This is a genomic window from Bacillota bacterium, from assembly GCA_040757205.1.
Classification (GTDB): Bacteria; Bacillota; Desulfotomaculia; order Desulfotomaculales; family Desulforudaceae; genus Desulforudis.
The window spans coordinates 52,783-73,691 of record JBFLXL010000011.1 but is presented as its reverse complement, the minus strand read 5'-3'; the positions used below and the strand labels follow the sequence as shown (position 1 = coordinate 73,691).

Here is a 20,909-nt window from a genome sequence, read left to right as displayed (position 1 = left end):
GGTTGACGGGTATGGTGAAAAGCGGGGGCACGCTTTATCTTTGCGGGACTCCCATCGGCAACCTGGAGGACGTCACCCTGCGTATGCTCCGGGTACTCGGCGAGGCCGACCTGATCGCCGCCGAAGACACCCGGCACACCAGGAAGCTGCTGGGCCGTTACGGCATCAAAACGCCGCTGACCAGTTTTCACGCCCACAACCGGGTGCGGAAAACGCCGGAGCTGCTGGAGCGGCTGCGAGCGGGGGCGTCCGTGGCCCTGGTGTCGGACGCCGGCATGCCCGGAATTTCCGATCCGGGGGCCGAACTGGTCGCCGAGGCGGCGCGTGCCGGTTTCAACGTGGTTCCGGTGCCGGGCCCGAGCGCGGTGCTCACTGCCCTGGTCGTTTCCGGCCTGCGGACGGACCGCTTTGTGTTCGAGGGGTTTTTGCCGCGCCGGGGGCGAAAGAGGGCGCTGGAAGGACTCCGCGGCGAGCGGCGCACCGTGGTCCTTTTTGAGGCGCCCACGCGGCTCCATGCGACCCTGGAAGACATCCTGGAAGTGCTGGGGAACCGGATGGTGGTGGTGGCCCGGGAACTGACCAAGCAGCACGAGGAAGTATTCCGGGGTACGGTGATTGAGGCGCGGGAGCATTTCACCGCCCACCCGCCGCGCGGGGAATTCACCCTCGTGCTCGAGGGCGGCGCCGGGGAACCGGTGTCGCTTGCTCCCGAACCGGTGTCGCTTGCTCCCGAACCGGCGGCCCTGGCGGCTCAATTGGCGGAACTGCACGCCGCGGGGTCGACGCGGGGAAACGCTCTCCGGGAGGTCGCCCGGCGGCACGGGATGAGCCGCCGGCAACTCTACGGTCTGCTTGTGGATCCGGAACGAAGTAAGGATTTGCCCGAAAAGTGATGAGAGGCCCGTGTCAGAGGCCTCCCGCACCAGGAGTCTATCGGGCTGTTCGCGCCTACATGGCGTGGGCTTTTTGGAACATCTCGGCGGTACAGTGGCGGCAGACCAGTTTTCCGCGGTAGTGCTGCACGTCACCCGCATTGCCGCAGAAGACACACGCCGGCTCGTACTTCTTGAGAATGATCTTCTCGTTGTCCACGTAGATTTCCAGCGCGTCCTTCTCCTCGATGCCAAGAGTCCTGCGGAGCTCGATCGGGATGACCACCCGGCCCAACTCGTCCACCTTGCGCACAATTCCTGTCGACTTCAAGACTTCCCCTCCCTCTCCCAGATTTTTCTTCGACAGAATAAAACAAAATCGCGCAAGTAAATGGTACCAAGCATTCCATTAAAAGTCAACATCTTTTCCTTAAAAAAGTTACAAAAAATTCTTCCCCGTGGTGAAAGATTGGAAAACTTGACAATAATACAACCGGAAGATAAAATTTTCGGTATAATTTGGAAAGGGAAGTGACCTCGACCTTGGGAAAGCCGCCCTTTTATATCACAACGCCCATCTACTACCCGAGCGACAACCTGCATATCGGGCACGCCTATACGACGGTGGCCGCGGACGCCATGGCCCGCTTCAAGCGGCTGACCGGTTATGACGTGTACTTTTTGACCGGCTCCGATGAACACGGTCAGAAGATCGAGCGCACGGCGGCGGCGCAGGGCAAAAACCCACAGGAATACGTCGACGGGATTGTGGCCGGTTTCAAGCGCCTCTGGTCCCGGTTGGACATCGACTACTCGGATTTCATCCGGACCACCGAGGACCGGCACAAGCGGGTGGTGACGGACGTTTTCCGCCGCCTGTACGAACAGGGCGACATCTACAAGTCCTCCTACGAAGGGCTTTACTGCACCCCTTGCGAAGCCTTCTGGACGGACCGCCAGGTCGCGGACGGAAACTGCCCCGACTGCGGGCGTCCGGTCGAGCTGGTGGCCGAGGAGAGCTACTTTTTTCGGCAGTCCCGTTACGCGGAGCGGCTGCTGGCCCACATCGAACGGAACCCTGAATTCATCCAGCCGGCTTCGCGGCGGAATGAAGTGGTCAGCTTCATCAAGACGGGCCTGGAGGACCTGTGCGTGTCCAGGACCTCGTTCAACTGGGGCATTCCAGTGCCGTTCGACCCCCGGCACGTGATTTACGTCTGGGTGGACGCGCTGACGAACTACATCTCGGCCTTGAACTACGGGGGCGAAGACGACTCGCTGTACCGGCGGTACTGGCCGGTGGACGTGCACCTGGTGGGCAAGGACATCGTCCGTTTCCATTGCATCATCTGGCCGGTCATCCTGATGGCGGCCGGCATTCCGCTGCCGAAACGGGTGGTCGGGCACGGGTGGCTGATGCTGGAAAGCGGGAAGATGTCGAAGTCCAAGGGCAATGTCGTCGACCCTTTCGTGCTTGTCGACAAGTACGGTGTGGATGCGATCCGGTACTACCTGCTGCGGGAGATGGTCTTCGGGGTCGACGGCTACTACTCCGAAGACAGCCTGATTCTGCGCATCAACGTGGACCTGGCGAACGATTTGGGCAATCTTTTAAGCCGTACTACGGCCATGATCGACAAATATCTGGGCGGGGTGATCCAGGCCCCGGGTCCGGCCGGCGGCCCGCTGGACCGGGAATTGATCGACCTGGCGCTGATCACCCCCGGCGAGGTGGCCGGACTGGTGCACGAACTCGACCTGTCGGCCGCCCTCGGGGCGATCATGAAACTGGTCGGGCGGGCGAACAAGTACATCGAGGAGACCGCGCCCTGGGCCCTGGCCAAAGACCTGGCCAAGAAACAGCGGCTGGCCGGGGTGCTGTACAACCTGGCCGAGTCCTACCGGATCGCCACCGTCCTGCTGTCTCCCTTCATGCCCGGATTCCCGGCGCGGGTGTGGCCGCAATTGGGCATCGCGGGCCATCCTGAACTGCACACGTGGGAGTCGCTCACCTGGGGCCGGCTGCCGGCGGGCACGCGCATCGCGCGCGGGGCGCCGCTTTTCCCGCGCCTTGAGGTCTCCAAGTAGTATGCTCTTGGTGGATACTCACGCCCACCTCGACCACGGCCGGTTTGCCGCCGACCGGGACGCCGTTCTGGCCCGGGCGAGGGACGCGGGGGTGGGCTTGATCGTCACGGTGGCGAGCGATCTTGCTTCCGCCCGGGCCGCCGTACACCTGGCCGAAAGACACGGCTCGGTGTTCGCGGCGGTGGGGGTGCACCCGCACGACGCCGCCGGGGCCGGACCGGGTTATCTGGATGAGTTGCGCCGGCTCGCCCGGCACCCCCGGGTGGTGGCGGTTGGTGAAATCGGCCTTGATTACCACTACGATTTTTCCCCCCGGCCGGTGCAGCGGGAAGTGATGGCGGCCCAACTGGAACTGGCCGCGGAAGTGAACCTGCCGGTGATTGTGCACTGCCGGGAGGCTTTTGAAGACACCTGCGCGTTGCTGCGGGACGGCCGGTGGCCGCGGGCGGTGATGCATTGTTTCAGCGGGGACTGGGCAGAAGCCGAAACGTTCCTTGACCTCGGCTGTTTTATCTCTCTGGCCGGGGTGGTCACCTTCAAGGGGGCCCAAACCCTCTGCGAAGTGGCGGAGAAGGTGCCGGAGGACCGCCTGCTTCTGGAGACCGACGCCCCCTACCTGGCGCCGGTGCCATGGCGCGGCCGCCGGAACGAGCCGGCTCATCTGCGCCACACCGCGGAATACGTCGCCGGCCTGCGGGGCCTGACCCCGGAACGGCTCGCCGCGATCACCACCGCCAACGCGCGCGCCTTCTTCAACCTGCCTGTACCTGAAGGGGAGGGGTGAGTGGTGGGGAGTGCAAAGCGGGGTTTGGTGCTCGTCTTCACCGGGGACGGCAAGGGCAAGACGACCGCGGCGTTGGGCCTGGCGCTGCGCGCCTGGGGACAGGGCCTGCGGGTGCTGGTCATCCAGTTCGTCAAGGGAGATGTGGAAACCGGCGAGCTGAAAGCGGCCGCCCGGATGGACGGTTTGGAGGTCAGGCCGCTCGGGGCCGGGTTTGTATTTCCAGGCGATGAGGAAGGGTTGCACCGGCACCGGGAGGCGGCGGCGGCGGCGCTGGGCGCCGCCCGTGCCGCCCTCGAAGGGCGCGGGTACGAAATGGTGGTGCTGGACGAGATCTTCGTCGCGCTCAGCCTGGGGCTGGTGACGTTGGACGAGGTGTCGGCGCTGCCGGACCAAAAGCCGGAGGGCGTACACCTGGTGCTGACCGGGCGGGGCGCGCCGCCGGAGATCGTCGCCCGCGCCGACCTGGTGACGGAGATGCGGGAAATCAAGCACCACTACCGGAGCGGGGTGGGGGCGCAACGGGGGATCGAATACTGACGCGGTGGAATAATCCGGCAGGAGAACGGTGCCGCCTGTAGAATTATTCAGGCAGGGGGAAGAGCGGTGGAATGGTATACGGTGCCAAAGTCCGAGTATCTCGACCGGCCCAGGCGGTTCCGGGCCGGCAGCCGGTTTTGGTTCTTGCTGGCCGGGTTGGCGGCGGTCCTGTTGCTGGGTTGGGGCTGGTACGCCTGGGCGAACTCGGTCCAGGTGACCCTGCATAACGATGGGGAAGCGGTGGCGGTAAGGACTTCCGCGGGCACGGTGGCCGACCTGCTGGCCAGGAAAGAGATTGCGGTCGGACTGCAGGACGAGGTTACTCCCTCGCCGGACACCCCTCTGTCTGACGGCCTGGCCGTCACGGTTCTGCGGGCGGTGCCCGTGTCCGTCCGGGTGGACGGGCGGGAGTGGGAAGTGTTCACCACCGCTCAGAGCGTGGGCCGGGTGCTCACCGACGCCGGCGTGGAGCTGGGCGCGCACGACCTGGTGCTGCCGGGCCGGCGCGCACCTGTTGCTGCCGGGATGGAGGTCCGCCTCGTCCGGGTGACCGTGGCGCTCGACGAGCGGGAAACGGCTGTTCCGTTCGGGGTGGAACGCCGGCCGGCCTACGATATGCTCAAGGGAGAGACCCGGCTGCTGGTCCAGGGCCGGCCCGGGCTGGTGCGGGAGACCTGGCGGGTGACCCGCCACGACGGGCAGGAATTCGAGCGCCGGCTGGAGAGTAGCGAGGTGGTGGCCAAGCCGCAGAACCAGGTGCTGCTGGTAGGGACGCTGACCACCGTCACGCGTGGGGCGCAGGAGTTGCGTTTCCGGGAAATGATCCGGGCCGAGGCCACGGCCTACACCTACACCGGCCGGAATACGGCGACCGGATTGGCCCCGGGACCGGGCACGGTGGCCGTCGACCCGCGGGTGATCCCCATGGGCAGCCGGCTCTACGTTGATGGTTACGGTATCGGCCGGGCCATGGACGTGGGCGGAAGCATCAAGGGCAACCGGGTGGACGTGTTTTTCCCGACCCGGCAGGAGGCGGTGCAGTGGGGACGCCGCACGGTTGATGTGTTCATTCTCGAGTAGGGCCCTTTAAGAAGCTTTTTTTTATGCCCTGGAAAGGGAAAAATAAAACGTGAATGTGAACAGGAACCCGCTCTTGACCAGTACCGGCGAGGTACGCCGCCTGCTGGCGGAATACGGCGTGAGGCCCCGCAAATCATTGGGTCAGAACTTCCTGGTGGCCGCCGGAGTGTTGGACAAGATCCTGGAGGCGGCCGAGGTCGCGAGAGACGAAGCCGTGATCGAAATCGGGCCCGGCGTGGGCGCGTTGACCCGGCGTCTGGCGGGAAGAGGGGCGCGGGTGACGGCGGTCGAAATCGACAACCGCCTGATCCCGCTGCTGCAAGACGTGCTTGGCGATCTGGGGGAGCGGGTCCGCCTGATCAACGCCGACGCGCTCAAGGTGGACTACGGGGCTCTGCTGTCTGCCCCGGGTGACCGTGATTTCAAGGTGGTGGCCAACCTGCCTTACTACATCACCAGCCCGTTCGTGGCCGGCTTCCTGGAGGCCGGTCACCGCTTCGAGCGGATGGTGCTCATGGTCCAGAAGGAAGTGGCCGACCGGATGGCGGCGGCGCCCGGCACCAGCGCTTACGGGGCGCTTTCCGTTCTGGTGGCCTACCACACCGAAGCCGATATCGTCTGGCGGGTTTCCCGGCACTGCTTCTATCCCCCGCCTGCGGTGGACTCGGCCGTGATCCGCTTGGTGCGCCGCCCTTCGCCCGCGGTAAGCGTGCTGCGGCCCGAAATCTTCTTTCGCCTTGTGCGCGCCGCCTTCGGCCGTCGGCGGAAAATGCTGCCCAACGCGCTGGCGGAAGTGGTTTTGGGTCTGGACCGTGAGACCTGGGTCCAAATCATTGAAAGCGCGGGCCTCGATCCCCGCGCCCGGGGGGAAACCCTCACGCCGCAGCAGTTCGCCCTGATCGCGGACGCCTGCGTGCGGTTAGGTTACGAAGCCCCATCTGTGTTATAATACAGGCATCTATACTCAGGGAAGTGAGGTACTTGTACCTAAACAGTCCGACAAAGGGGCAGTTGACCTTCGACCAGATGATGAGCGACATGATGCGGTACATTACCGGCCTGCCCTCTTCATCCTACAAGATCATCATCGGCACCGATTCCCAGGTGGTGAAGGGCGCCACCCACTTCATTTCGGCGGTCATCGTGCACCGCCTGGGCAAGGGAGCCCGCTACTATTACCGGAAAAAGACGCACCGCAAGATCAAAAGCCTGCGCCAGAAGATTTTCTTTGAAACCGCTCTGAGCCTGGAGCTGGGGGGTCTGGTGGCCAAGAAGTTTGCCGAAGTCGGATGTGAAGACCTGAAGGTCGAGATTCACATCGACGCCGGCACCCACGGCGACACCAAGGAGTTGATCCGGGAAGTGGTGGGCATGGTCACCGGGAGTGGTTTCCGCGCTCGGATCAAGCCGGACGCCTACGGGGCGTCCTCGGTCGCCGACCGGCACACGAAGTAGAAGCTAGGAGCCAGAATTCAGAATTCAGAATTCAGGAGCCAGAATTCAGTGAGTCCACTTACGGAGCCCCCGGCCACCGCCGGCCGCCGGCCGGCGGCGGCAAGGTGCAGCCGCTTGGAACGGCTACCGTTTGGTTGTTGGACCGGGGTAAGCGTGCCTAAGGGCACGGGTCGGCCGGCGACCACCCGGTCGCGGCCGCCCCCCCTCAGGGACGTCTTCCAGTTGTCCCTCCGGCCTTTCTCCCGGTTACCCCGCTGATCTCTGCTTCAAGAAGGTCCCAACGCCTGGTATGGTGGTAACCATTGAAGGTGACCCCATCCCGGATGCGGGATCTGTTTCTGTTGTTCAGAACGCAGAACGCCTCCAGATGGTCCCCGATAATGGTTTCGGCGATCAGCCGGGCGTGATGGGGGCCCCGGTCGGGCGAACCCAGTTCGCAGTGGGGGATGGAGGCGGCAACGCCTATCTTTAGCCCCTTACGCGTCGCTCCTACCAGGGCCGCCGGCGGCACCGCCAGTTCCCGGAAAGGGACGGAATCCAGCAAGCGCCGGGAAACGGCGTGCGGTCCGTGCGAAGGCGAGGCGGTGCCCAGGTCGGTCAGCCCCAGGGACTGGTTCAAAAGTTTTCTCAACGCGACCAGTTCGTTGACCACCGGGGTCGCCACTTCGCGGTCAAGTGCCGGATAGCAGTCCACCAGGCTCAGGTCCGCGCCGTTTTGGACCGACTGCAGCAGTTTTTCCAGGACGGGCCGGATGTTGCCGGCCATGTCCCCGTCCACAAACAGCACGGCCTCCGCGCCCATCTGATGGGCGTGCAGCGCACCCACCGCCCGGGGCACATCGATGCCCAGCGGCTTCTGGAAGTGTATCTCTTGGATACGATCTTTTTGCGGACATAGCCTGATGATCTCCCGCGACCCGTCACGGCTGCCGTTCACCACGGGCAAGACGAAATCGATGGGCAGGGTCAGGATGTTATGGAGAACCTCATTCAGGCGTAAAGCTTCGTTTTGCACGGGTATCACTGCGCAAAGCACCGTTCCATCCCCTCCTCCTCTGCTTGTTAATATATGGAAAGCAAGGCAAACCTGTGCTTTGCGGTTCCCCAAAGATCACACGCCCTCATATGATGAATTATTCAAATTAAGGGAGGAGTTGGCATCGTGAGCGACATCCGGGCGGGAGATATTGTAGGCCGCCGATCCTACGGTCTGGACCTCTATTTTAAGGTGGTCGAAATCTACACCCTGGACGGGCGGGACTATGCCCACCTGCGGGGAGTGGACATGCGGCTTTTTGCGGATGCTCCGGTTTTGGATTTGGAGAAAATCAGTGCGGACAAGGTGGCCGAATACTGGCGGAAGATGCTCACTTTGGGCAATGAGTGCGTGAACCGCTGCTTTCAGCGCCGGGACCCGGAACACCAGGGGGACTTTACGAATCGGGGGGACAAAGTAGCCACCTTCGACGTGCCGGGAAAAGTGCTGCACCTGGACGGGGACCAGGACTACCTTGAACTGTGCAGCACCACCTATCGCCAGTTGAAGGTGCCCTTCAAGGGTTACTTCGTCCGCGAATCAAGGCAGCCGGAGGAAGTAGCCGGCCTGTTGCGGGAGTACCGTCCCGACATCTTGGTACTCACCGGACATGACGCTTTTAAGAAGGGGAGCAAAGACTTCCGGGACATGGACAACTACCGCAACTCCAGGTATTTCGTGGAAGCGGTCAAGGTGGCCCGGGATTATGAACAGAGCCGGGATGACCTGGTGGTCTTTGCCGGAGCATGCCAGTCTTTCTACGAAGCCATATTGGAGGCCGGGGCCAACTTCGCCAGCGCCCCGGAGAGAGTGCTGATCCACGCCTTCGACCCGGTGTTTGTGGTGGAAAAGGTGGCCTATACGCCTGTGAACAAAGCCATTGTGCTTAAAGAGGTCATTGAAGCCACGATCACCCGGTATCCGGGAATCGGGGGGCTTGATACCCAGGGTAAATACCGGATGGGCGCGCCCAAGTCAGCCTACTGAGTAATAAAGTATAATGTATACTGGAAAACATTGCATCACCAGGTAATTATCACTAACAATACCTGCTCCGCGTTCATAGAATGAAGCGTGGAGGAGGATGGTCATGTACTCGGGAGCAGCCCTAGCGTTGATTAATGGCGTACCGGTAATCGGCGCCCGCTTTCAGGACCGCAAACGGGCGCTGACCGAGGTGCGGGACCTGACCGAGCAGGTGGCCCGCTGTGTGCGGGCGGGAAGCCAGGCGGCGGTTCGGGTCGGCTTCCAGCCCAGAGCGGACGGCTGTTTTACCATGGAGTTGAGCGGCGGCGGAGAGAACATAGCAATCCCCGGAGTCGACGAGTTGATGCTCCGGCGGTTCCGAAAAGCGTACGACGCGAAGAAGATGTTCGTGCTCACCTGTTTCGTGGACGAGGGCGCCGGGGCGCCGCAGTCTCTGGTTGTCTCCGACGGTCTGGGCGTAGTCGTTTACAAGCCCTGCAAGGCCCTGCAATTGTAACGGCGGCCGAATTGCGGCGTGCGCCATCCGGCACATCTCACCCCCCGGTTTCATACCATAGGGTTAAGCCGGCACTGCTTTTGACGAGGGAGGGATGCTAAAATGGCGAAAGACGACTTGGACGGACTGGTCGATACCGCGGAGGTGCCGGAAGTTAAAGACCAGCGGTTTTGGCCCAAGCCACCGGTCAATCTCGGTGAGTGCAAAGCTCCGTCCAAGGTGGTGTTCCTGTTGTTCACCAACTGCCTGGTGATCAATAACGGTGTCTGTCCCGAATGGGACTTTTGCGATCCGCTTTGCACAAAAAAGTAATAGTGCGTAAGGAGGTTGGAACAATGATTGAAAAAGATCAGATCCGGTCCGTAATGGAGGCGCTCGATGAATCCGATGATCCCGAACTCGTTCGGTCGTTCCTGAAGTCAGGCTGCAAGGCGCCGCTAAAGGTCATTTATCTCGTTTTCGCAAACTGTGTCACGATCAATAATGGTGCCTGCCCCGACTGGGATTTCTGCGACCCGGTAGTAAAATTCAAGAAATAGCCCAGGTTTTAAAATAACCACCGGCTCACCGGTGGTTATTTGTTTTGGGGGAGGCGCAGAAGGGGCGTTAGCTTAATAAGATGGTCAGGAAAGTCTTGGGAGGGATCGGCGATGCCACGGCGGGAATGGGAACTGGGATATAACCAGGGGTACGCAGCGGGCTTTGAAGACGGGTACGAGAAAGGCTACCGGGAGGGTGGCTATCTCGGCTTCAACAACGGTTTTGCCGCCGCTCTGAAGGATGACGGCGGGGCGCCTTCCAAGCTTGAACCGGCCCACGCCCTGTTGAAAATGAGCCGGGTGGGAATGTTTCGGATTGTGTTGTCCGGCCCGGCGGCCCAGGAAGCGGCGCGGCAGTTCCAGGCGCTTGGATTCGAAGTCGAACCCCAGCTCTACTAGCCCCAAAATGTACCATCATACTCATATTTTGAATATCCAGCTAGAATTATCTCAAAGTTGTGCAGCCATCCAAGCATACCAAGGGAGAGCAAAAATAGAGGGATTTGTCGAGATTGGCGGGTCAATGTTAAGCTTGGGTGGACAAGTCCAAATCTGGGAAAAGGAGGTCTTTCATGCAGTTCTCTAGTAGAAAACCCGCCGTTCTAGTTGTCGCCCTGTTGTTGACCATCGCCTTGCTGGTTCCGGCCGCCCTGGCCCACGCCAACGCACCTTCTGCTGATGAAAGCAAGTTGATTTCGGGTATAAACCAGGCCCGCCAGCAGGCGGGGGTTCAGCCTCTAGCCAATACCGCCGGTTTGAACCAGGTGGCCCTGGATCTCCTGACGACCAGGACCAGCGTGTCACAAGCCTTACGAAATCAAGGGATTTCCTACCGGTCGGCCTGCACGCTGCGCGTGAATTCCGGCAACGTGAACCTGGTGGTCCGGGCATTGACCGGTTCCTGCGCGCCGCAAGCCTTACAGCCGCAGTACAGTCAGGTCGGGGTCGCGATTCGGAACAACGTAACTGTAGTGGTGCTGATCAACGGCGTTGTCTCCGGGCAACAACCGCCGCCGACGCAGCCCACGCCGCCTCCGGCAGAGCCCACCCCGCCGCCGCCGACGCAGCCGGCGCCGACCCCCAATCCCGGGTCAATGACCGCCAACGAACTGAAGATAGTGGATCTGGTGAACGCCGAACGGGCCAAGCTGGGACTCCGGGCTTTGGCGGTGGACGCCAAGCTGTCGCAGGTCGCCCGGTTGAAGTCGGAGGACATGCGGGACAATCGTTATTTCGCCCACCAATCCCCCACTTACGGTTCGCCCTTTGAGATGATGAGGCAGTTCGGGATTACCTACCGCACGGCCGGTGAGAATATCGCCGCCGGGCAGCGCACCCCCGAAGAAGCCATGCGCGGGTGGATGAATTCCTCCGGCCACCGGGCCAATATCTTGAACTCCAGTTTCACGCATATCGGCGTGGGGCACGCGGTCGGCGGGAGCTACACCAACTACTGGACGCAGATGTTTATCGGGCGGTAGTACTTCGTCAGGCTGTAAGTCCAGCCGCACCAAAACCGGTCGTGGCTAAAAGCCGCGGCACTCAGGTTAACCGAGCAACATTCACATTTCCTCCTTTCGGGCCATACATTGGTAATCAATGACGAAAGGAGGAATCTATTTATGATCCATAAGCAAAAAGTCAAAGTCGTCTGTCAGGAAGAAAAGGTGCAGCAAGTCATCGGCGAAAAGGCCGCCCAGACAGTGGTGCGCGGCGTGGTGACCATCCCGCACCCCAAACCCCCGGCCGAGCAGATCCTGACCGTCAGGGCCCAGGTCGAGGACAAGGAAATCGACGTCATTCCCGACAAGGTCATCGTGCAGGGCAAACTGGTCCTCAACATCACCTACGTGGCCGACAAAGCGACCCAGCCGGTGCACCACGTGCGCGGTCAGCTTGAGTTCGCGGAATCGTTCCACATTCCGGGCGCCCGGCCGGGCATGGACGTGGTGAAGCAGATCACCGTCGAGAAGGTCAAAGGCGAACTCGACCCGCGCGATCCACGCCGGATTGTTGTGACCGTGATTCTGCGCATTTTCGTAAAAGTGGTTGAAATCGATAAGAAACAGCTGCTGATCGATCTTCTTGGCGCTGAGAACCGGTTCAAGACGAAGCCGGTAAGGCTGGATGTCGTTAAGGTCATGGGGGCTAGGCAGGTGGTGGTCAGCGACCAGTTCGACGTCCTGCGGCAGTTCGAGGGCAAGAAGCCCTGCCCCGAGGAAGTGCTCGACGTTATCAGCGACGTGGTGATCAAGAACAAGGAGACCATCCCGGACAAGGTCATCGTGGAGGGCGTTTTGATCGTCCAGGTGATCTACGTTGCCGACTGGCCCACCCAGCCGGTGCACCACGCCCACTTCGAGATCCCCTTCACCGCCTTTGTCGATCTGCCCGGCGCCCGGCCCGGAGATATGGTCAACGTCCAGGTGCGGATCGAGGACGTCACCGCCCGGGTCAAGGATGACTGTGAGCTCCTGATCACGGCCGTACTGGACGTGAAGGCCAGGGTCGTCGAACAGATCAAGAAGAAGCTCGTGGTGAAGATCGATGAGGATCTTCTGGAGTGCCTGCTGTTTGAGCGGGCGATTCGGCCGGTGACCCTGTTCATCGACCAGATCCTGAATGAAGAGGACATGGTCCAGGTCACCATCCGCGAGGTGGTCGGCATCCCGCAGCAGAAACCGGACGCCCAGAAGATCCTGGAGACCATCGTCACCAACGTCGAAGTGACCGAGACCGACGTGATTCCCAATAAGGTGATCATCCGGGGCGTGGTCACCGTCAAGGTGGTTTACGTGGCCGACAGGCCCGACCAGCCGGTCCACGCCTTCACCGTCGACATTCCGTTCACCACCTTTGTCGACGTGCCGGGCGCCGTGCCCGACGCGTCCGTGAACGTCATGGTCGACGCCGAGTTCGTGCAGGCGGCCATTGACAACAGCCGCCGCGTGGCCGTCAAGCTGGTGCTCCGGATCGTCGTCCGGGTGGCTGACATTGTGCAGAAACAGGTATTTGAGTGCCTGCGGCCCGGCGCCGTGATCGAGTGTTCGCCGCCGCCCAAACCGAACCTGGAGCCAATTGAATAGACAACCGTGCCCCCGCCTTCGGCGGCGGCACCAGCGGAAGGATGAAAATACCCCTCACCCTGACCCTCTCCCAGAGGGAGAGGGGATTTTCAGGGTAGGTTCCTGAACCGTTGACCGGCCGGCGCTCACACTTCCTCCTTTGAGGCATATATTGATAGCAAATATGCCGAAAGGAGGAAGTTTTGTTGAGCCAACATGAACTTAAGGTCCGGATCGTCTGCCAGGAAGAGACTGTGCGGCAGGTCATCGGGGAACAGACGGTACAGACCGTGGTCCGCGGCAAGATCACCATTCCCAAGCAGAAGCCGAAGGCCGAACAGATACTGGCCGTCCGGGCCCGCGTCGAGGAACAAGAGATGGAAATCATCCCCGACAAGGTCATCGTCCAGGGGAAAATCGTCTTCAACGTGACTTATGTCGCCGACTTTCCGACCCAGCCGGTCCACCACGTGCGCGGCCAGATCGAATTTGCGGAATCCCTGCACATCCCCGGCGTGCGGCCGGGAATGGACGTGGTGAAACAGATTACCATCGAAAAGGTCAAGGCCGACGTGGATCCCAAGGACCCGCAGCAGATCATCGTCACCGTGATTCTGCGCATCTTCGTCAAGGTCACCGAGGCCGAACCGAAGCAGTTGCTGATCGATCTGCCCGGCGCCGAGCGGAAGTTCGTCAAGGATGAAGTGCGACTGGACATCGTCAAGGCCGTCGGGAAAAGACAGGTGGTGGTGAGCGACCAGGTCGACATTCAGCAGTTGTTCCAGGGGAAGAAACCCTGCCCCAAAGAAGTGATCGACACCATTGCCGACGTCACGATCACCAAGAAAGAGATTATTCAGGATAAGGTGATCGTGGAAGGTGTCCTGACCGTGCAGGTCATCTACGTGGCCGATTGGCCCACCCAACCGGTGCACCACGCCCACGTGGAGATTCCCTTCACCCAGTTTGTCGAAGTGCGCGGGGCCCGTCCCGGGGACATGGTGAACGTGCATGTGCAGATCGAAGACGTCAGCGCCCGGGTCAAGCACGAGTGCGAGATCTCGATCACGGCCGTCTTAGCGCTGCAGGCGTTCGTGATGGAGCAGATCAGGAAGCGGGTCGTGGTGAAGATCGAAGACGATCTGCTGGCTTGTCTCCTCGAAGCGCAGGCCATCCGGCAGGTCACCCTGTTCCTGGACCAGATCCTGAACGAGAGGGACCAGGTGCAGATTACCCTGCGCGAGATCGTCACCATTCCCCAGCCGAAGCCGGACGCTGAAAAGGTGCTGGAGGCCTTTGTGACCGACGTCACGGTGACCGAGACCGAGGTCATCGCCAACAAGGTGATCGTCCGAGGCGTGGTGACCGTGAAGATCACCTACGTACGGGATGCGCCGGACCAGCAGGTGCACGCCTTCCAGGCCGAGATCCCGTTCACCGCCTTCATCGAAGTGCCCGGGGCCCAACCCGGCGCGGCGGTGAATGTGATGGCCGAAGCCGAGTTTGTCTCGGTGAGTCTGGATGATAAGCGCCGGATCGTGGTGAAGCTGGTTTTGAAGGTGACCGCGCGGGTGACCGACATTGTGCAGAAGAAGCTTTATGAATGCCTGCGGCCCGGGGCAGAGATCGTGTGCCCGATTGCGCCTCCGGTCGAGCCCAAGGTGCCCGAGAAGAAACCTGTACCCGAACCCAAGCCGCCCACCCCGCCGGGCAGGACCTACGTCATCCAGGCCGGAGACACCTTCTTCAGACTGGCCCAGCGTTTCGGCACCACGGTGCAGGCCATCCAGGCGGTAAACCCGGGCGTAGATCCAAACCGCCTGCAGATCGGTCAGGTTATCAACCTGCCTTAAGCAAACCCGAATTAAAAAAGCTGCTTTTAAAAGCAGCTTTTTTTATGGGCTTATGGCCCCTACCAGGCCCGGTAGCGCCGGCCCATGTTCGGCACGGCCAACCGGCCGCGCACAAACTTCTGCCACCGGGTCGAGGCGATGAACACGCCGGTCTCCCGGCCCCCGGCGATTTCCGGGTACACCCCGGCGGTAGCGGCGATCACGGCGCCGCTGACGGCCTGGGACAGCTTGAGGGTGAAGCCCTCGCCGGTGAGGTTGCAGCCGAACAGGCTGACGGTGCAGTCCCGGGCGAACACGATCCGCCCTTCCGCGACCGCTTTTTCGAGGTCGGAAACGTAGGCGGCCCGGGCCGTGTCGTTGGGGCCCTGAGAATGGTAGAAGCCGGACATGTCGGTCATAATCACGCCCCGGGGGTAAGCGTGACTGAAGATCCGGACGTGGCGGATCGCCCGGTGGGTCCGGCTGAAGGCGGCCAGGATTTTCAGCAGTTCTTTTCCGTTGTGCGGTTTGACCACCACGGTCCGGGTCATCTCGGCCCGGTGGTCGAAAGCCGGTTCGTCACCGTACCCCTGGGCGGAAACCGCCAGGTCGACAAAAGAAGCCCGCAAGGCGCCGTTCAATGGCTGTCCCCTCCATACATAGCCACAGTTGATATTTGCTACTGCCAGGGTATGTGCGGAGGGTGGTGGTGGTGAATCCGCCGGTATATCAAGGTCGTGAGGGGCAAACAATAGGCGCTGGGGGGAGTGGCCTTTGCATTTTAAGCTCGTGCCCATGATGATCGCCGCCGCGGCCGGGGTGACCATGGCTTTCCAGGGCGCCATCAACGCGGCCCTGGGGAAAATCGTGGGCCTGTTGGAGGCGACGTTCGTCGTCCATCTGGTCGGTCTGGTCTTTGTGAGTTTATTGCTGTTCGGACTGCGGTTGGGAGACGGTTCGCTGCTCAAGGCCGGCGATGCGCCCTGGTACTTGTACCTGGGGGGCGTCCTGGGCGTGGCCATCATCTACGCGGTCGTCCGCAGCATTCCTGAAGTCGGGGTGGCCCCGGCGACCACCGCGATCATTGTGGGTCAGATCCTGACCGCGGCCGCGATCGACCATACGGGGCTCTTCGGCCTGAAGCAGCTTTCTTTCACATGGTACCGCTCTGTCGGGGTTTTCCTGTTGGCGGGGGGGGCTTTTCTGCTCCTAAAAGAGTAACCCGGCCCACCAGACGAGCGCGGCGCCGGCGGCCGCGCCGGCGAGGGCCGGTTTGAAGCCCAAGGATACGGCACGGGGTGTGAGTTCAAAAAGGGAAATGTAGAGCATGGCGCCGGCGGCGAAAGCCATAAGCAGACCCAGGGCGAGGGCGCTGACCTGGACCAGTCCGAACCCGATGAAGGTGCCCAGGGGTGTGACCAGGCTCAAGGCGGCGACCGCCGGGATAATGAGCCGCCGGGAAACGCCGGCGGCCCTTAGGGGGACAGCGGTGGCCATGCCCTCCGGAATGTTGTGGAGGCCGATGGTCAGGGCCAAAAAGAGCCCCAGGTTTGTGGTGCCGGTAAAACCGGCGGCGAGGGCCATGCCTTCCGGCAGGTCGTGCAACCCGATGCCCAGGCCGACCAGCAAACCCGTCTTGAGAAACCCGGACCGCGAGGGGCCGACCAGGGAGGACAGCGCGTTGTCCAACAGCGCGAGTGACAGAATTCCGAGCAAGATTCCCAAAAAGACGGTTTCAGGCCGGCCCAGTTTCAGGGCGGCGGGAATCAGGTCCAACACCGTCACTCCTACCATAATGCCGCCGGCCAGGCCCAATACCGCGGCCAGGGTTGGGCGGCGCGGCTCACCCAGGGCCAGGACCAGGAGGGCGCCCAACAGGGTGCAAGCCCCGGCGAGGGTGCTTGCCCAATAGGCCATAGACCAGGCCTCCGATTCCTTTTGAAATACCTATCGCCTAGCAGGAATATTTATGCGGGCCGTACAATTCATTAGGCACGCCGCCGGGACGCCGGAGGCTTCACGGGGGGCTTTTCAGGAATGCGTCTTTTGGCCCACGCCAAGATCAACCTGGCGCTGGCCGTCGGCAACCTGCGCCCGGACGGCTACCACGAAGTGGAAACCGTGCTGCAAAAACTCGAACTGCACGACCGGCTGGAGTTGCGGCGGGCGGAAGAACTCACCCTGTACACCGACAGCGCGGAGGTGCCGCAGGGCCCCGGAAACCTGGCCTGGAAGGCGGCCGCGCTGCTGCGGGAACGTTGCCACTGCCGGGCCGGGGCCGAGATGCGGCTGCATAAGTCCATCCCGGTGGCCGCCGGACTGGGCGGCGGTTCGGCGGACGCGGCGGCCGCCCTGGCGGGATTGAACGAACTCTGGGACCTCAACCTGGACCTTGAAACTTTGATCGGCCTCGCGGCCGAACTCGGTTCGGATGTGCCTTTCTTCCTGGTTGGGCCGACCGCCTTAGCCCGGGGACGGGGGGAGATTCTTACCCCGCTGCCGCCGGCTCCGGAGATGGGGGTGGTGCTGGTGACGCCGGCCTTCGGCGTCCGGGCGGCCCAAGCCTATGCGCGTTTCGACCGTCTTCCCGGCGGGGCCCGCCCGGACCTGAGTCCGTTGCTCCGGGCCCTGGCCGATAAAGACCGGCACGCTGTGGCCGGGAGACTGTTCAATGGACTGGAGGCGGCCGTGTTCGACCTTTACCCCGAAGTCAAAAAGCTTAAAGAACTGCTCGGTGGGGAGACGGGGGTGCTGGGAGCGTTGATGTCCGGCAGCGGCCCGACGGTGTTCGGGCTGACCGCGGACGTGGAGCGGGCCGGGGCCGTAGCCGCCGGGCTTCGCTCCCGGGGGCTTTTGGCGAGGGCGACCAGAACGCTGACGGCCGCATTAAATGACCGGTAAATTGACGGCTGTGAGGTCGCCGAATATATTTGTTATTATGTTAAGGCACATTCTGGACGGGGGTTTTGCAAGATGGAGGGGCAAAGACGCTTACTTCCGGTGAAGCTCGACTCCTACAAGCCGCTCAGGGAGGTGGTTTTTGAGTCGTTGCGGGAAGCGATCATCCAGGGGATTTTAAGGCCCGGCGAAAGGATGATGGAGCTGCAGTTGGCCGACGAACTGGGGGTGAGCCGCACCCCGGTGCGGGAAGCCATCCGCAAGCTGGAACTCGAGGGTTTCGTGGTGATGGTCCCGCGCAAAGGGGCGTATGTGGCCGGGATCACCGACAAGGACATCATTGACGTGTTCGAGGTGCGGGCGGCCCTGGAGTCGTTGGCGGCGGGACTGGCCGCCGAGCGGATCACCGAAGAGGAGATGGAAAAGCTCGAACGCTCAATGGTCCAAATTTCGGAAATCGCCACCAGCGCCGACATCCACGCCTTGGTGCACGAAGACACCCAGTTCCACGAAATAATCTACCGCGCCAGCCGCAACCAGCGCCTGACCCTGATTCTGACCAACCTGCAGGATGTGATTCAGCGGTTTAGGCTCACCACCCTGTCGCGCCCCGGGAGGACCCGGGAGGCGCTGGAGGAGCACCGGCAACTGGTGGAGGCCATTTCGGAACGGAACGCCGAGTTGGCGCAGCGGCTGGCCTGGGAACACATCGAAAACGCCGAGAACAGCCTGTTGTGCGCGCTTCGGGATGAGAACCGTGATTGACTGTCTCTTGCTGGCGGGCAGTCCGAACACCGGGCCGCTCCAGGAGGTCAGCCCGGTGGAGCACGAAGCGCTCATTCCGATTGGGGACGCGTGCATGGTGGAATACGTGATCAAGGCGCTGCGTGCGTCCGGCTGTGTGGGCCGGATAGTGGCGGTGGGGCCGGAAGCGATCCGGCGTTTGCCCGGAGCCGCCGGGGTGGAAGTGTTCGAACCGGCGGGCGGATTGATGGAGAACGTGGCTGCCGGTCTCGAGCGCTTCGAGGCCCCCGAAAACGTGCTGGTGGCTACGGCCGACATCCCGCTTTTGACCCCGGAAGCCGTCCGGGATTTTGTGCGGCGCTGCGGTGACCGGCGGGCGGACATCTACTACCCGGTGGTCCGGGACGAGGTGGTTGAAAAGCGCTACCCCGGGGGGCGGCGCACGTACGTGCGGTTGTCGGACGGCCGCTTCACCGGGGGGAATCTGGTTTTGTTCCGCCCGGCGGTGTTCGACCGCTGCCGGGCAAAAGCCCAGGAGTTCGCATTGCACCGGAAAAACCCGCTTAAACTGGCCGCCATCGTCGGGCCGGTCTTCGTTCTGCGTTTCCTTGCGCGCCGCTTAAGCCTGGCCGATGCCGAAAAGAGAGTCACCAGCCTGTTTGGGGTGACCGGGCGGGCGATTGTCTCGGGATACCCGGAACTGGCCGTGGACGTAGACAAGCCCGAAGACTACGCCCTGGTCTGCGCCTTGGGCCCCTTCAGCCGCACTAACTAAAACGGCGCGACACCGGAATCTCGGGGCATTCTACCGAGTCCGGTACGTTCAGGCCCGAAGCCGCGGTTTCCCTGTCCTTCGGGGAGTTGTCGCTGGCCACGGTCCTGGCGTGGGCGGTCTACGGCGAGGGCTTGTTCTTCCTGACCGGCTGGCTCCTGGACCGGCGGGTGGAGATCTGGACTCAAAAAATGATCCGCGTGCCCTGTTGGTCTTATTGCGTCAAGGGGACGGTAAAACAAAAGTGAAAAACAAAGGGCGCCCGGTACTCGAAGAGTCAAGTGCCGGGCGTTTTGTCATGAAAATCTGTACTCAGGCCTCGGAACTCTGGCTGGGGCACGGCCTCTCAGAGGCATGCGCCAGTACTGCGCTTTGTCCGGTAAACCGACGGTTGCCGGCCAACGACTATTTCGTCAGGGTAAGCAGGTACTTGTCATCCTGCTCCTCGATCCGTACCGCCCAGCCCTTGCCCGTGGCCAGGCGCTTGATGTTTTCCCGGGCCGCCTCCGAATCGGCCAGCACGGTGATCGCGCCTTCCCCCAAGGCGTCGATCCGCCGCTTGACCAGCAGCACGGGTTCGGGGCACACCAGACCGCAGACGTCGACATCAGGCACTTTCCGTCACCTTTCCTTTCGCCAGGATCCGGGCGCCGGACAGGGCGAAGCCGATGCCCAAGGTCAAGATCAATCCGGCGCCCACGGCGTACTGCCCGTTTACGGAAGCGCCCGCCGGGCTGGCGGCGAGGCCGAAGTTGTGGGCGAAGGCCGCCCCGACCAGCACGCCCAGAATGGTGACCGCCGAGTCGGTGTTCCCCTCGGCGGCGGAAACCAGCTGGCGCAGCGGGCACCCGGCAACCAGGGTGAAGCATAGACCCGCCAGGGCCATCCCCAGGAAGTTCCACAGGCCGTCGGTGTGGGCGACCGGCTGGCCGGCAAAGCCGGCGCTGAAGTTCCCGATGATCAGGTTGCCGACCAGCGCGGCCAGAAACAGGCCGGCCATCCCGAACATCAGGTAGGGGTCGCGGAACATAATCAGGTCGCGGATCGGGCCGACCAGGCAAAAACGCGTGCGCTGAGCCAGTGCCCCGACCAGGAGGCCGGCCCCCAGCGAAAGCAAGAGCGGGGCGTGCATAGACCCCGGACCCTCCGTGCTGGCGCGCAGGAGCGGGAAGCCCAACACCAACAGGGCCAGCAGGGCCGCCATCATCGTCGGGAATACGTAGCCGTGGGTGTTGTTCTGACGCGTGGCTCTTCCCAGCGTAAAGCCGCGGTTGATGAACCAGACGCCGGCGGCGATGCCCGCGGCGAAGCCGGGCAGGGCCAGCCAGGCATTGAGGTCTCCGGCGGACATCCTGAGGAGCATGCGCAGAGGGCAGCCGAGAAAGACTAAAAAGCCGATCATGCCGATGAAGCCCAGGACAAACCTGGTCAGGGCGCTCGATCCGCCCATGGCGCGGTAGGAACCGGTGGCCAGGGCGGCCGCGAAAGCGCCCAGGGCAATCCCGATGATTTCCGGGCGGACGTACTGGACGGGTGCCGCACTGTGCAGCCCGAGCGCGCCGGCGATGTCCCGCAAGAAACAGGCGATGCAAAGGCCCATGTTTTTGGGATTACCGGCAACCATCAACGCGATGGCGAGCGCGCCGATTGTCAGGCCGGTCAGGGTTACGAGCCCCTTCCCCTTGACGTTGAACAACAGCCCCACCCCTTTTTTTCGTGATTTT

At 62.3% G+C, this 20,909-nt stretch carries 26 protein-coding genes; 20 read left to right on the top strand and 6 right to left on the bottom strand.

From position 1 onward, the window contains the following. Nucleotides 1–11: 11 nt before the first annotated feature. Nucleotides 12–893 carry a 16S rRNA (cytidine(1402)-2'-O)-methyltransferase gene (rsmI, locus tag AB1402_08730; GenBank protein ID MEW6541682.1) on the top strand — a complete coding sequence of 294 codons (882 nt, stop codon included), beginning with the start codon at nt 12–14 and terminating at the stop codon, nt 891–893. 55 nt (nt 894–948) lie between these two features. Here rsmI and AB1402_08725 read toward each other — a convergent pair whose 3' ends face one another. Next, on the bottom strand, nt 949–1,203 hold the full coding sequence (locus AB1402_08725) for an AbrB/MazE/SpoVT family DNA-binding domain-containing protein (GenBank protein MEW6541681.1): 255 nt from the start codon (nt 1,201–1,203) through the stop codon (nt 949–951). A 212-nt stretch (nt 1,204–1,415) separates the two neighbouring features. Here AB1402_08725 and metG point away from each other — a divergent pair, with 212 nt between their 5' ends. From metG to AB1402_08695, 6 genes are all read left to right on the top strand, one after another. Then, nucleotides 1,416–2,960, top strand: coding sequence for a methionine--tRNA ligase (gene metG / locus AB1402_08720; protein MEW6541680.1), 1,545 nt, complete (start codon nt 1,416–1,418; stop codon nt 2,958–2,960). Nucleotide 2,961: 1 nt separating this feature from the next. After that, entirely contained in the window at nt 2,962–3,744 is a 783-nt protein-coding gene (locus tag AB1402_08715) for a TatD family hydrolase (GenBank protein MEW6541679.1), read from the top strand. A gap of 3 nt (nt 3,745–3,747) precedes the next feature. Next, on the top strand, nt 3,748–4,281 hold the full coding sequence (gene cobO, locus AB1402_08710) for a cob(I)yrinic acid a,c-diamide adenosyltransferase (protein MEW6541678.1): 534 nt from the start codon (nt 3,748–3,750) through the stop codon (nt 4,279–4,281). A gap of 66 nt (nt 4,282–4,347) precedes the next feature. After that, entirely contained in the window at nt 4,348–5,361 is a 1,014-nt protein-coding gene (locus AB1402_08705; GenBank protein ID MEW6541677.1) for a ubiquitin-like domain-containing protein, read from the top strand. A 49-nt stretch (nt 5,362–5,410) separates the two neighbouring features. Then, entirely contained in the window at nt 5,411–6,310 is a 900-nt protein-coding gene (gene rsmA, locus AB1402_08700) for a 16S rRNA (adenine(1518)-N(6)/adenine(1519)-N(6))-dimethyltransferase RsmA (GenBank protein MEW6541676.1), read from the top strand. 32 nt (nt 6,311–6,342) lie between these two features. Continuing rightward, entirely contained in the window at nt 6,343–6,816 is a 474-nt protein-coding gene (locus tag AB1402_08695; protein ID MEW6541675.1) for a ribonuclease H-like YkuK family protein, read from the top strand. Between the two features lie 205 nt (nt 6,817–7,021). On the opposite strand, the gene AB1402_08690 is transcribed toward AB1402_08695, so the two are convergent. Then, nucleotides 7,022–7,852, bottom strand: coding sequence for a glycosyltransferase (locus AB1402_08690; protein ID MEW6541674.1), 831 nt, complete (start codon nt 7,850–7,852; stop codon nt 7,022–7,024). Between the two features lie 126 nt (nt 7,853–7,978). Between AB1402_08690 and yabG the strand changes: the two genes are divergently transcribed. The 8 genes from yabG to AB1402_08650 all read left to right on the top strand — a co-directional run bounded on the left by yabG (nt 7,979) and on the right by AB1402_08650 (nt 14,792). Next, the gene (yabG, locus tag AB1402_08685; GenBank protein ID MEW6541673.1) at nt 7,979–8,839 is read left to right on the top strand and encodes a sporulation peptidase YabG; all 861 of its coding nucleotides are present in this window, start codon (nt 7,979–7,981) and stop codon (nt 8,837–8,839) included. A 103-nt stretch (nt 8,840–8,942) separates the two neighbouring features. Further along, nucleotides 8,943–9,335 carry a hypothetical protein gene (locus AB1402_08680; protein MEW6541672.1) on the top strand — a complete coding sequence of 131 codons (393 nt, stop codon included), beginning with the start codon at nt 8,943–8,945 and terminating at the stop codon, nt 9,333–9,335. A 102-nt stretch (nt 9,336–9,437) separates the two neighbouring features. Then, a complete protein-coding gene (locus AB1402_08675) occupies nt 9,438–9,647 on the top strand; it encodes a hypothetical protein (GenBank protein MEW6541671.1) in 210 nt (69 codons plus the stop codon). A 23-nt stretch (nt 9,648–9,670) separates the two neighbouring features. Further along, nucleotides 9,671–9,874: a hypothetical protein gene (locus tag AB1402_08670; GenBank protein MEW6541670.1), complete on the top strand. Its 204-nt coding sequence runs from the start codon at nt 9,671–9,673 to the stop codon at nt 9,872–9,874. Nucleotides 9,875–9,985: 111 nt separating this feature from the next. Continuing rightward, a complete protein-coding gene (locus AB1402_08665) occupies nt 9,986–10,273 on the top strand; it encodes a hypothetical protein (GenBank protein MEW6541669.1) in 288 nt (95 codons plus the stop codon). 173 nt (nt 10,274–10,446) lie between these two features. Continuing rightward, nucleotides 10,447–11,355 carry a CAP domain-containing protein gene (locus AB1402_08660; GenBank protein MEW6541668.1) on the top strand — a complete coding sequence of 303 codons (909 nt, stop codon included), beginning with the start codon at nt 10,447–10,449 and terminating at the stop codon, nt 11,353–11,355. A 141-nt stretch (nt 11,356–11,496) separates the two neighbouring features. Beyond that, a complete protein-coding gene (locus AB1402_08655) occupies nt 11,497–12,960 on the top strand; it encodes a DUF3794 domain-containing protein (protein ID MEW6541667.1) in 1,464 nt (487 codons plus the stop codon). Nucleotides 12,961–13,145: 185 nt separating this feature from the next. Further along, a complete protein-coding gene (locus AB1402_08650) occupies nt 13,146–14,792 on the top strand; it encodes an SPOCS domain-containing protein (GenBank protein ID MEW6541666.1) in 1,647 nt (548 codons plus the stop codon). Between the two features lie 59 nt (nt 14,793–14,851). Here AB1402_08650 and AB1402_08645 read toward each other — a convergent pair whose 3' ends face one another. After that, nucleotides 14,852–15,412 carry a hypothetical protein gene (locus AB1402_08645; GenBank protein ID MEW6541665.1) on the bottom strand — a complete coding sequence of 187 codons (561 nt, stop codon included), beginning with the start codon at nt 15,410–15,412 and terminating at the stop codon, nt 14,852–14,854. 133 nt (nt 15,413–15,545) lie between these two features. On the opposite strand from AB1402_08645, the gene AB1402_08640 reads away from it, so the two are divergent. Then, nucleotides 15,546–15,992 (top strand): DMT family transporter, encoded by a 447-nt coding sequence (locus AB1402_08640; protein ID MEW6541664.1) that lies wholly within the window; start codon nt 15,546–15,548, stop codon nt 15,990–15,992. Here AB1402_08640 and AB1402_08635 read toward each other — a convergent pair. After that, nucleotides 15,981–16,688 (bottom strand): ZIP family metal transporter, encoded by a 708-nt coding sequence (locus tag AB1402_08635; GenBank protein MEW6541663.1) that lies wholly within the window; start codon nt 16,686–16,688, stop codon nt 15,981–15,983. The two genes, AB1402_08640 and AB1402_08635, sit on opposite strands and share 12 nt — an antisense overlap. Nucleotides 16,689–16,808: 120 nt before the next feature. Between AB1402_08635 and ispE the strand changes: the two genes are divergently transcribed. The 4 genes from ispE to AB1402_08615 all read left to right on the top strand — a co-directional run bounded on the left by ispE (nt 16,809) and on the right by AB1402_08615 (nt 19,433). After that, entirely contained in the window at nt 16,809–17,672 is an 864-nt protein-coding gene (gene ispE, locus AB1402_08630) for a 4-(cytidine 5'-diphospho)-2-C-methyl-D-erythritol kinase (GenBank protein ID MEW6541662.1), read from the top strand. A gap of 72 nt (nt 17,673–17,744) precedes the next feature. Next, nucleotides 17,745–18,434 carry a GntR family transcriptional regulator gene (locus tag AB1402_08625; GenBank protein ID MEW6541661.1) on the top strand — a complete coding sequence of 230 codons (690 nt, stop codon included), beginning with the start codon at nt 17,745–17,747 and terminating at the stop codon, nt 18,432–18,434. Next, complete coding sequence (locus AB1402_08620) at nt 18,427–19,188, top strand: nucleotidyltransferase family protein (GenBank protein ID MEW6541660.1); 762 nt, start codon at nt 18,427–18,429, stop codon at nt 19,186–19,188. Before AB1402_08625 ends, AB1402_08620 begins: the two co-directional genes overlap by 8 nt. A gap of 86 nt (nt 19,189–19,274) precedes the next feature. Next, the gene (locus tag AB1402_08615; protein ID MEW6541659.1) at nt 19,275–19,433 is read left to right on the top strand and encodes a hypothetical protein; all 159 of its coding nucleotides are present in this window, start codon (nt 19,275–19,277) and stop codon (nt 19,431–19,433) included. Between the two features lie 157 nt (nt 19,434–19,590). Here the strand turns inward: AB1402_08615 and AB1402_08610 are convergent, their stop codons facing one another. Further along, nucleotides 19,591–19,800, bottom strand: coding sequence for a sulfurtransferase TusA family protein (locus AB1402_08610; GenBank protein MEW6541658.1), 210 nt, complete (start codon nt 19,798–19,800; stop codon nt 19,591–19,593). Then, on the bottom strand, nt 19,793–20,890 hold the full coding sequence (yedE, locus tag AB1402_08605; GenBank protein MEW6541657.1) for a YedE family putative selenium transporter: 1,098 nt from the start codon (nt 20,888–20,890) through the stop codon (nt 19,793–19,795). The genes AB1402_08610 and yedE overlap by 8 nt, the downstream gene beginning before the upstream one ends. Between the last annotated feature and the right edge of the window lie 19 nt (nt 20,891–20,909).

What these genes read in the sequence shown, in the direction of transcription:
- rsmI (MEW6541682.1), top strand. Translation starts at nt 12, where the DNA reads ATGGTGAAAAGCGGGGGCACGCTTTATCTTTGCGGGACTCCCATCGGC.
- AB1402_08715 (MEW6541679.1), top strand. Translation starts at nt 2,962, where the DNA reads ATGCTCTTGGTGGATACTCACGCCCACCTCGACCACGGCCGGTTTGCC.
- AB1402_08680 (MEW6541672.1), top strand. Translation starts at nt 8,943, where the DNA reads ATGTACTCGGGAGCAGCCCTAGCGTTGATTAATGGCGTACCGGTAATC.
- AB1402_08675 (MEW6541671.1), top strand. Translation starts at nt 9,438, where the DNA reads ATGGCGAAAGACGACTTGGACGGACTGGTCGATACCGCGGAGGTGCCG.
- AB1402_08670 (MEW6541670.1), top strand. Translation starts at nt 9,671, where the DNA reads ATGATTGAAAAAGATCAGATCCGGTCCGTAATGGAGGCGCTCGATGAA.
- AB1402_08665 (MEW6541669.1), top strand. Translation starts at nt 9,986, where the DNA reads ATGCCACGGCGGGAATGGGAACTGGGATATAACCAGGGGTACGCAGCG.
- AB1402_08660 (MEW6541668.1), top strand. Translation starts at nt 10,447, where the DNA reads ATGCAGTTCTCTAGTAGAAAACCCGCCGTTCTAGTTGTCGCCCTGTTG.
- AB1402_08655 (MEW6541667.1), top strand. Translation starts at nt 11,497, where the DNA reads ATGATCCATAAGCAAAAAGTCAAAGTCGTCTGTCAGGAAGAAAAGGTG.
- AB1402_08635 (MEW6541663.1), bottom strand. Translation starts at nt 16,688, where the DNA reads ATGGCCTATTGGGCAAGCACCCTCGCCGGGGCTTGCACCCTGTTGGGC.
- ispE (MEW6541662.1), top strand. Translation starts at nt 16,809, where the DNA reads ATGCGTCTTTTGGCCCACGCCAAGATCAACCTGGCGCTGGCCGTCGGC.
- AB1402_08625 (MEW6541661.1), top strand. Translation starts at nt 17,745, where the DNA reads ATGGAGGGGCAAAGACGCTTACTTCCGGTGAAGCTCGACTCCTACAAG.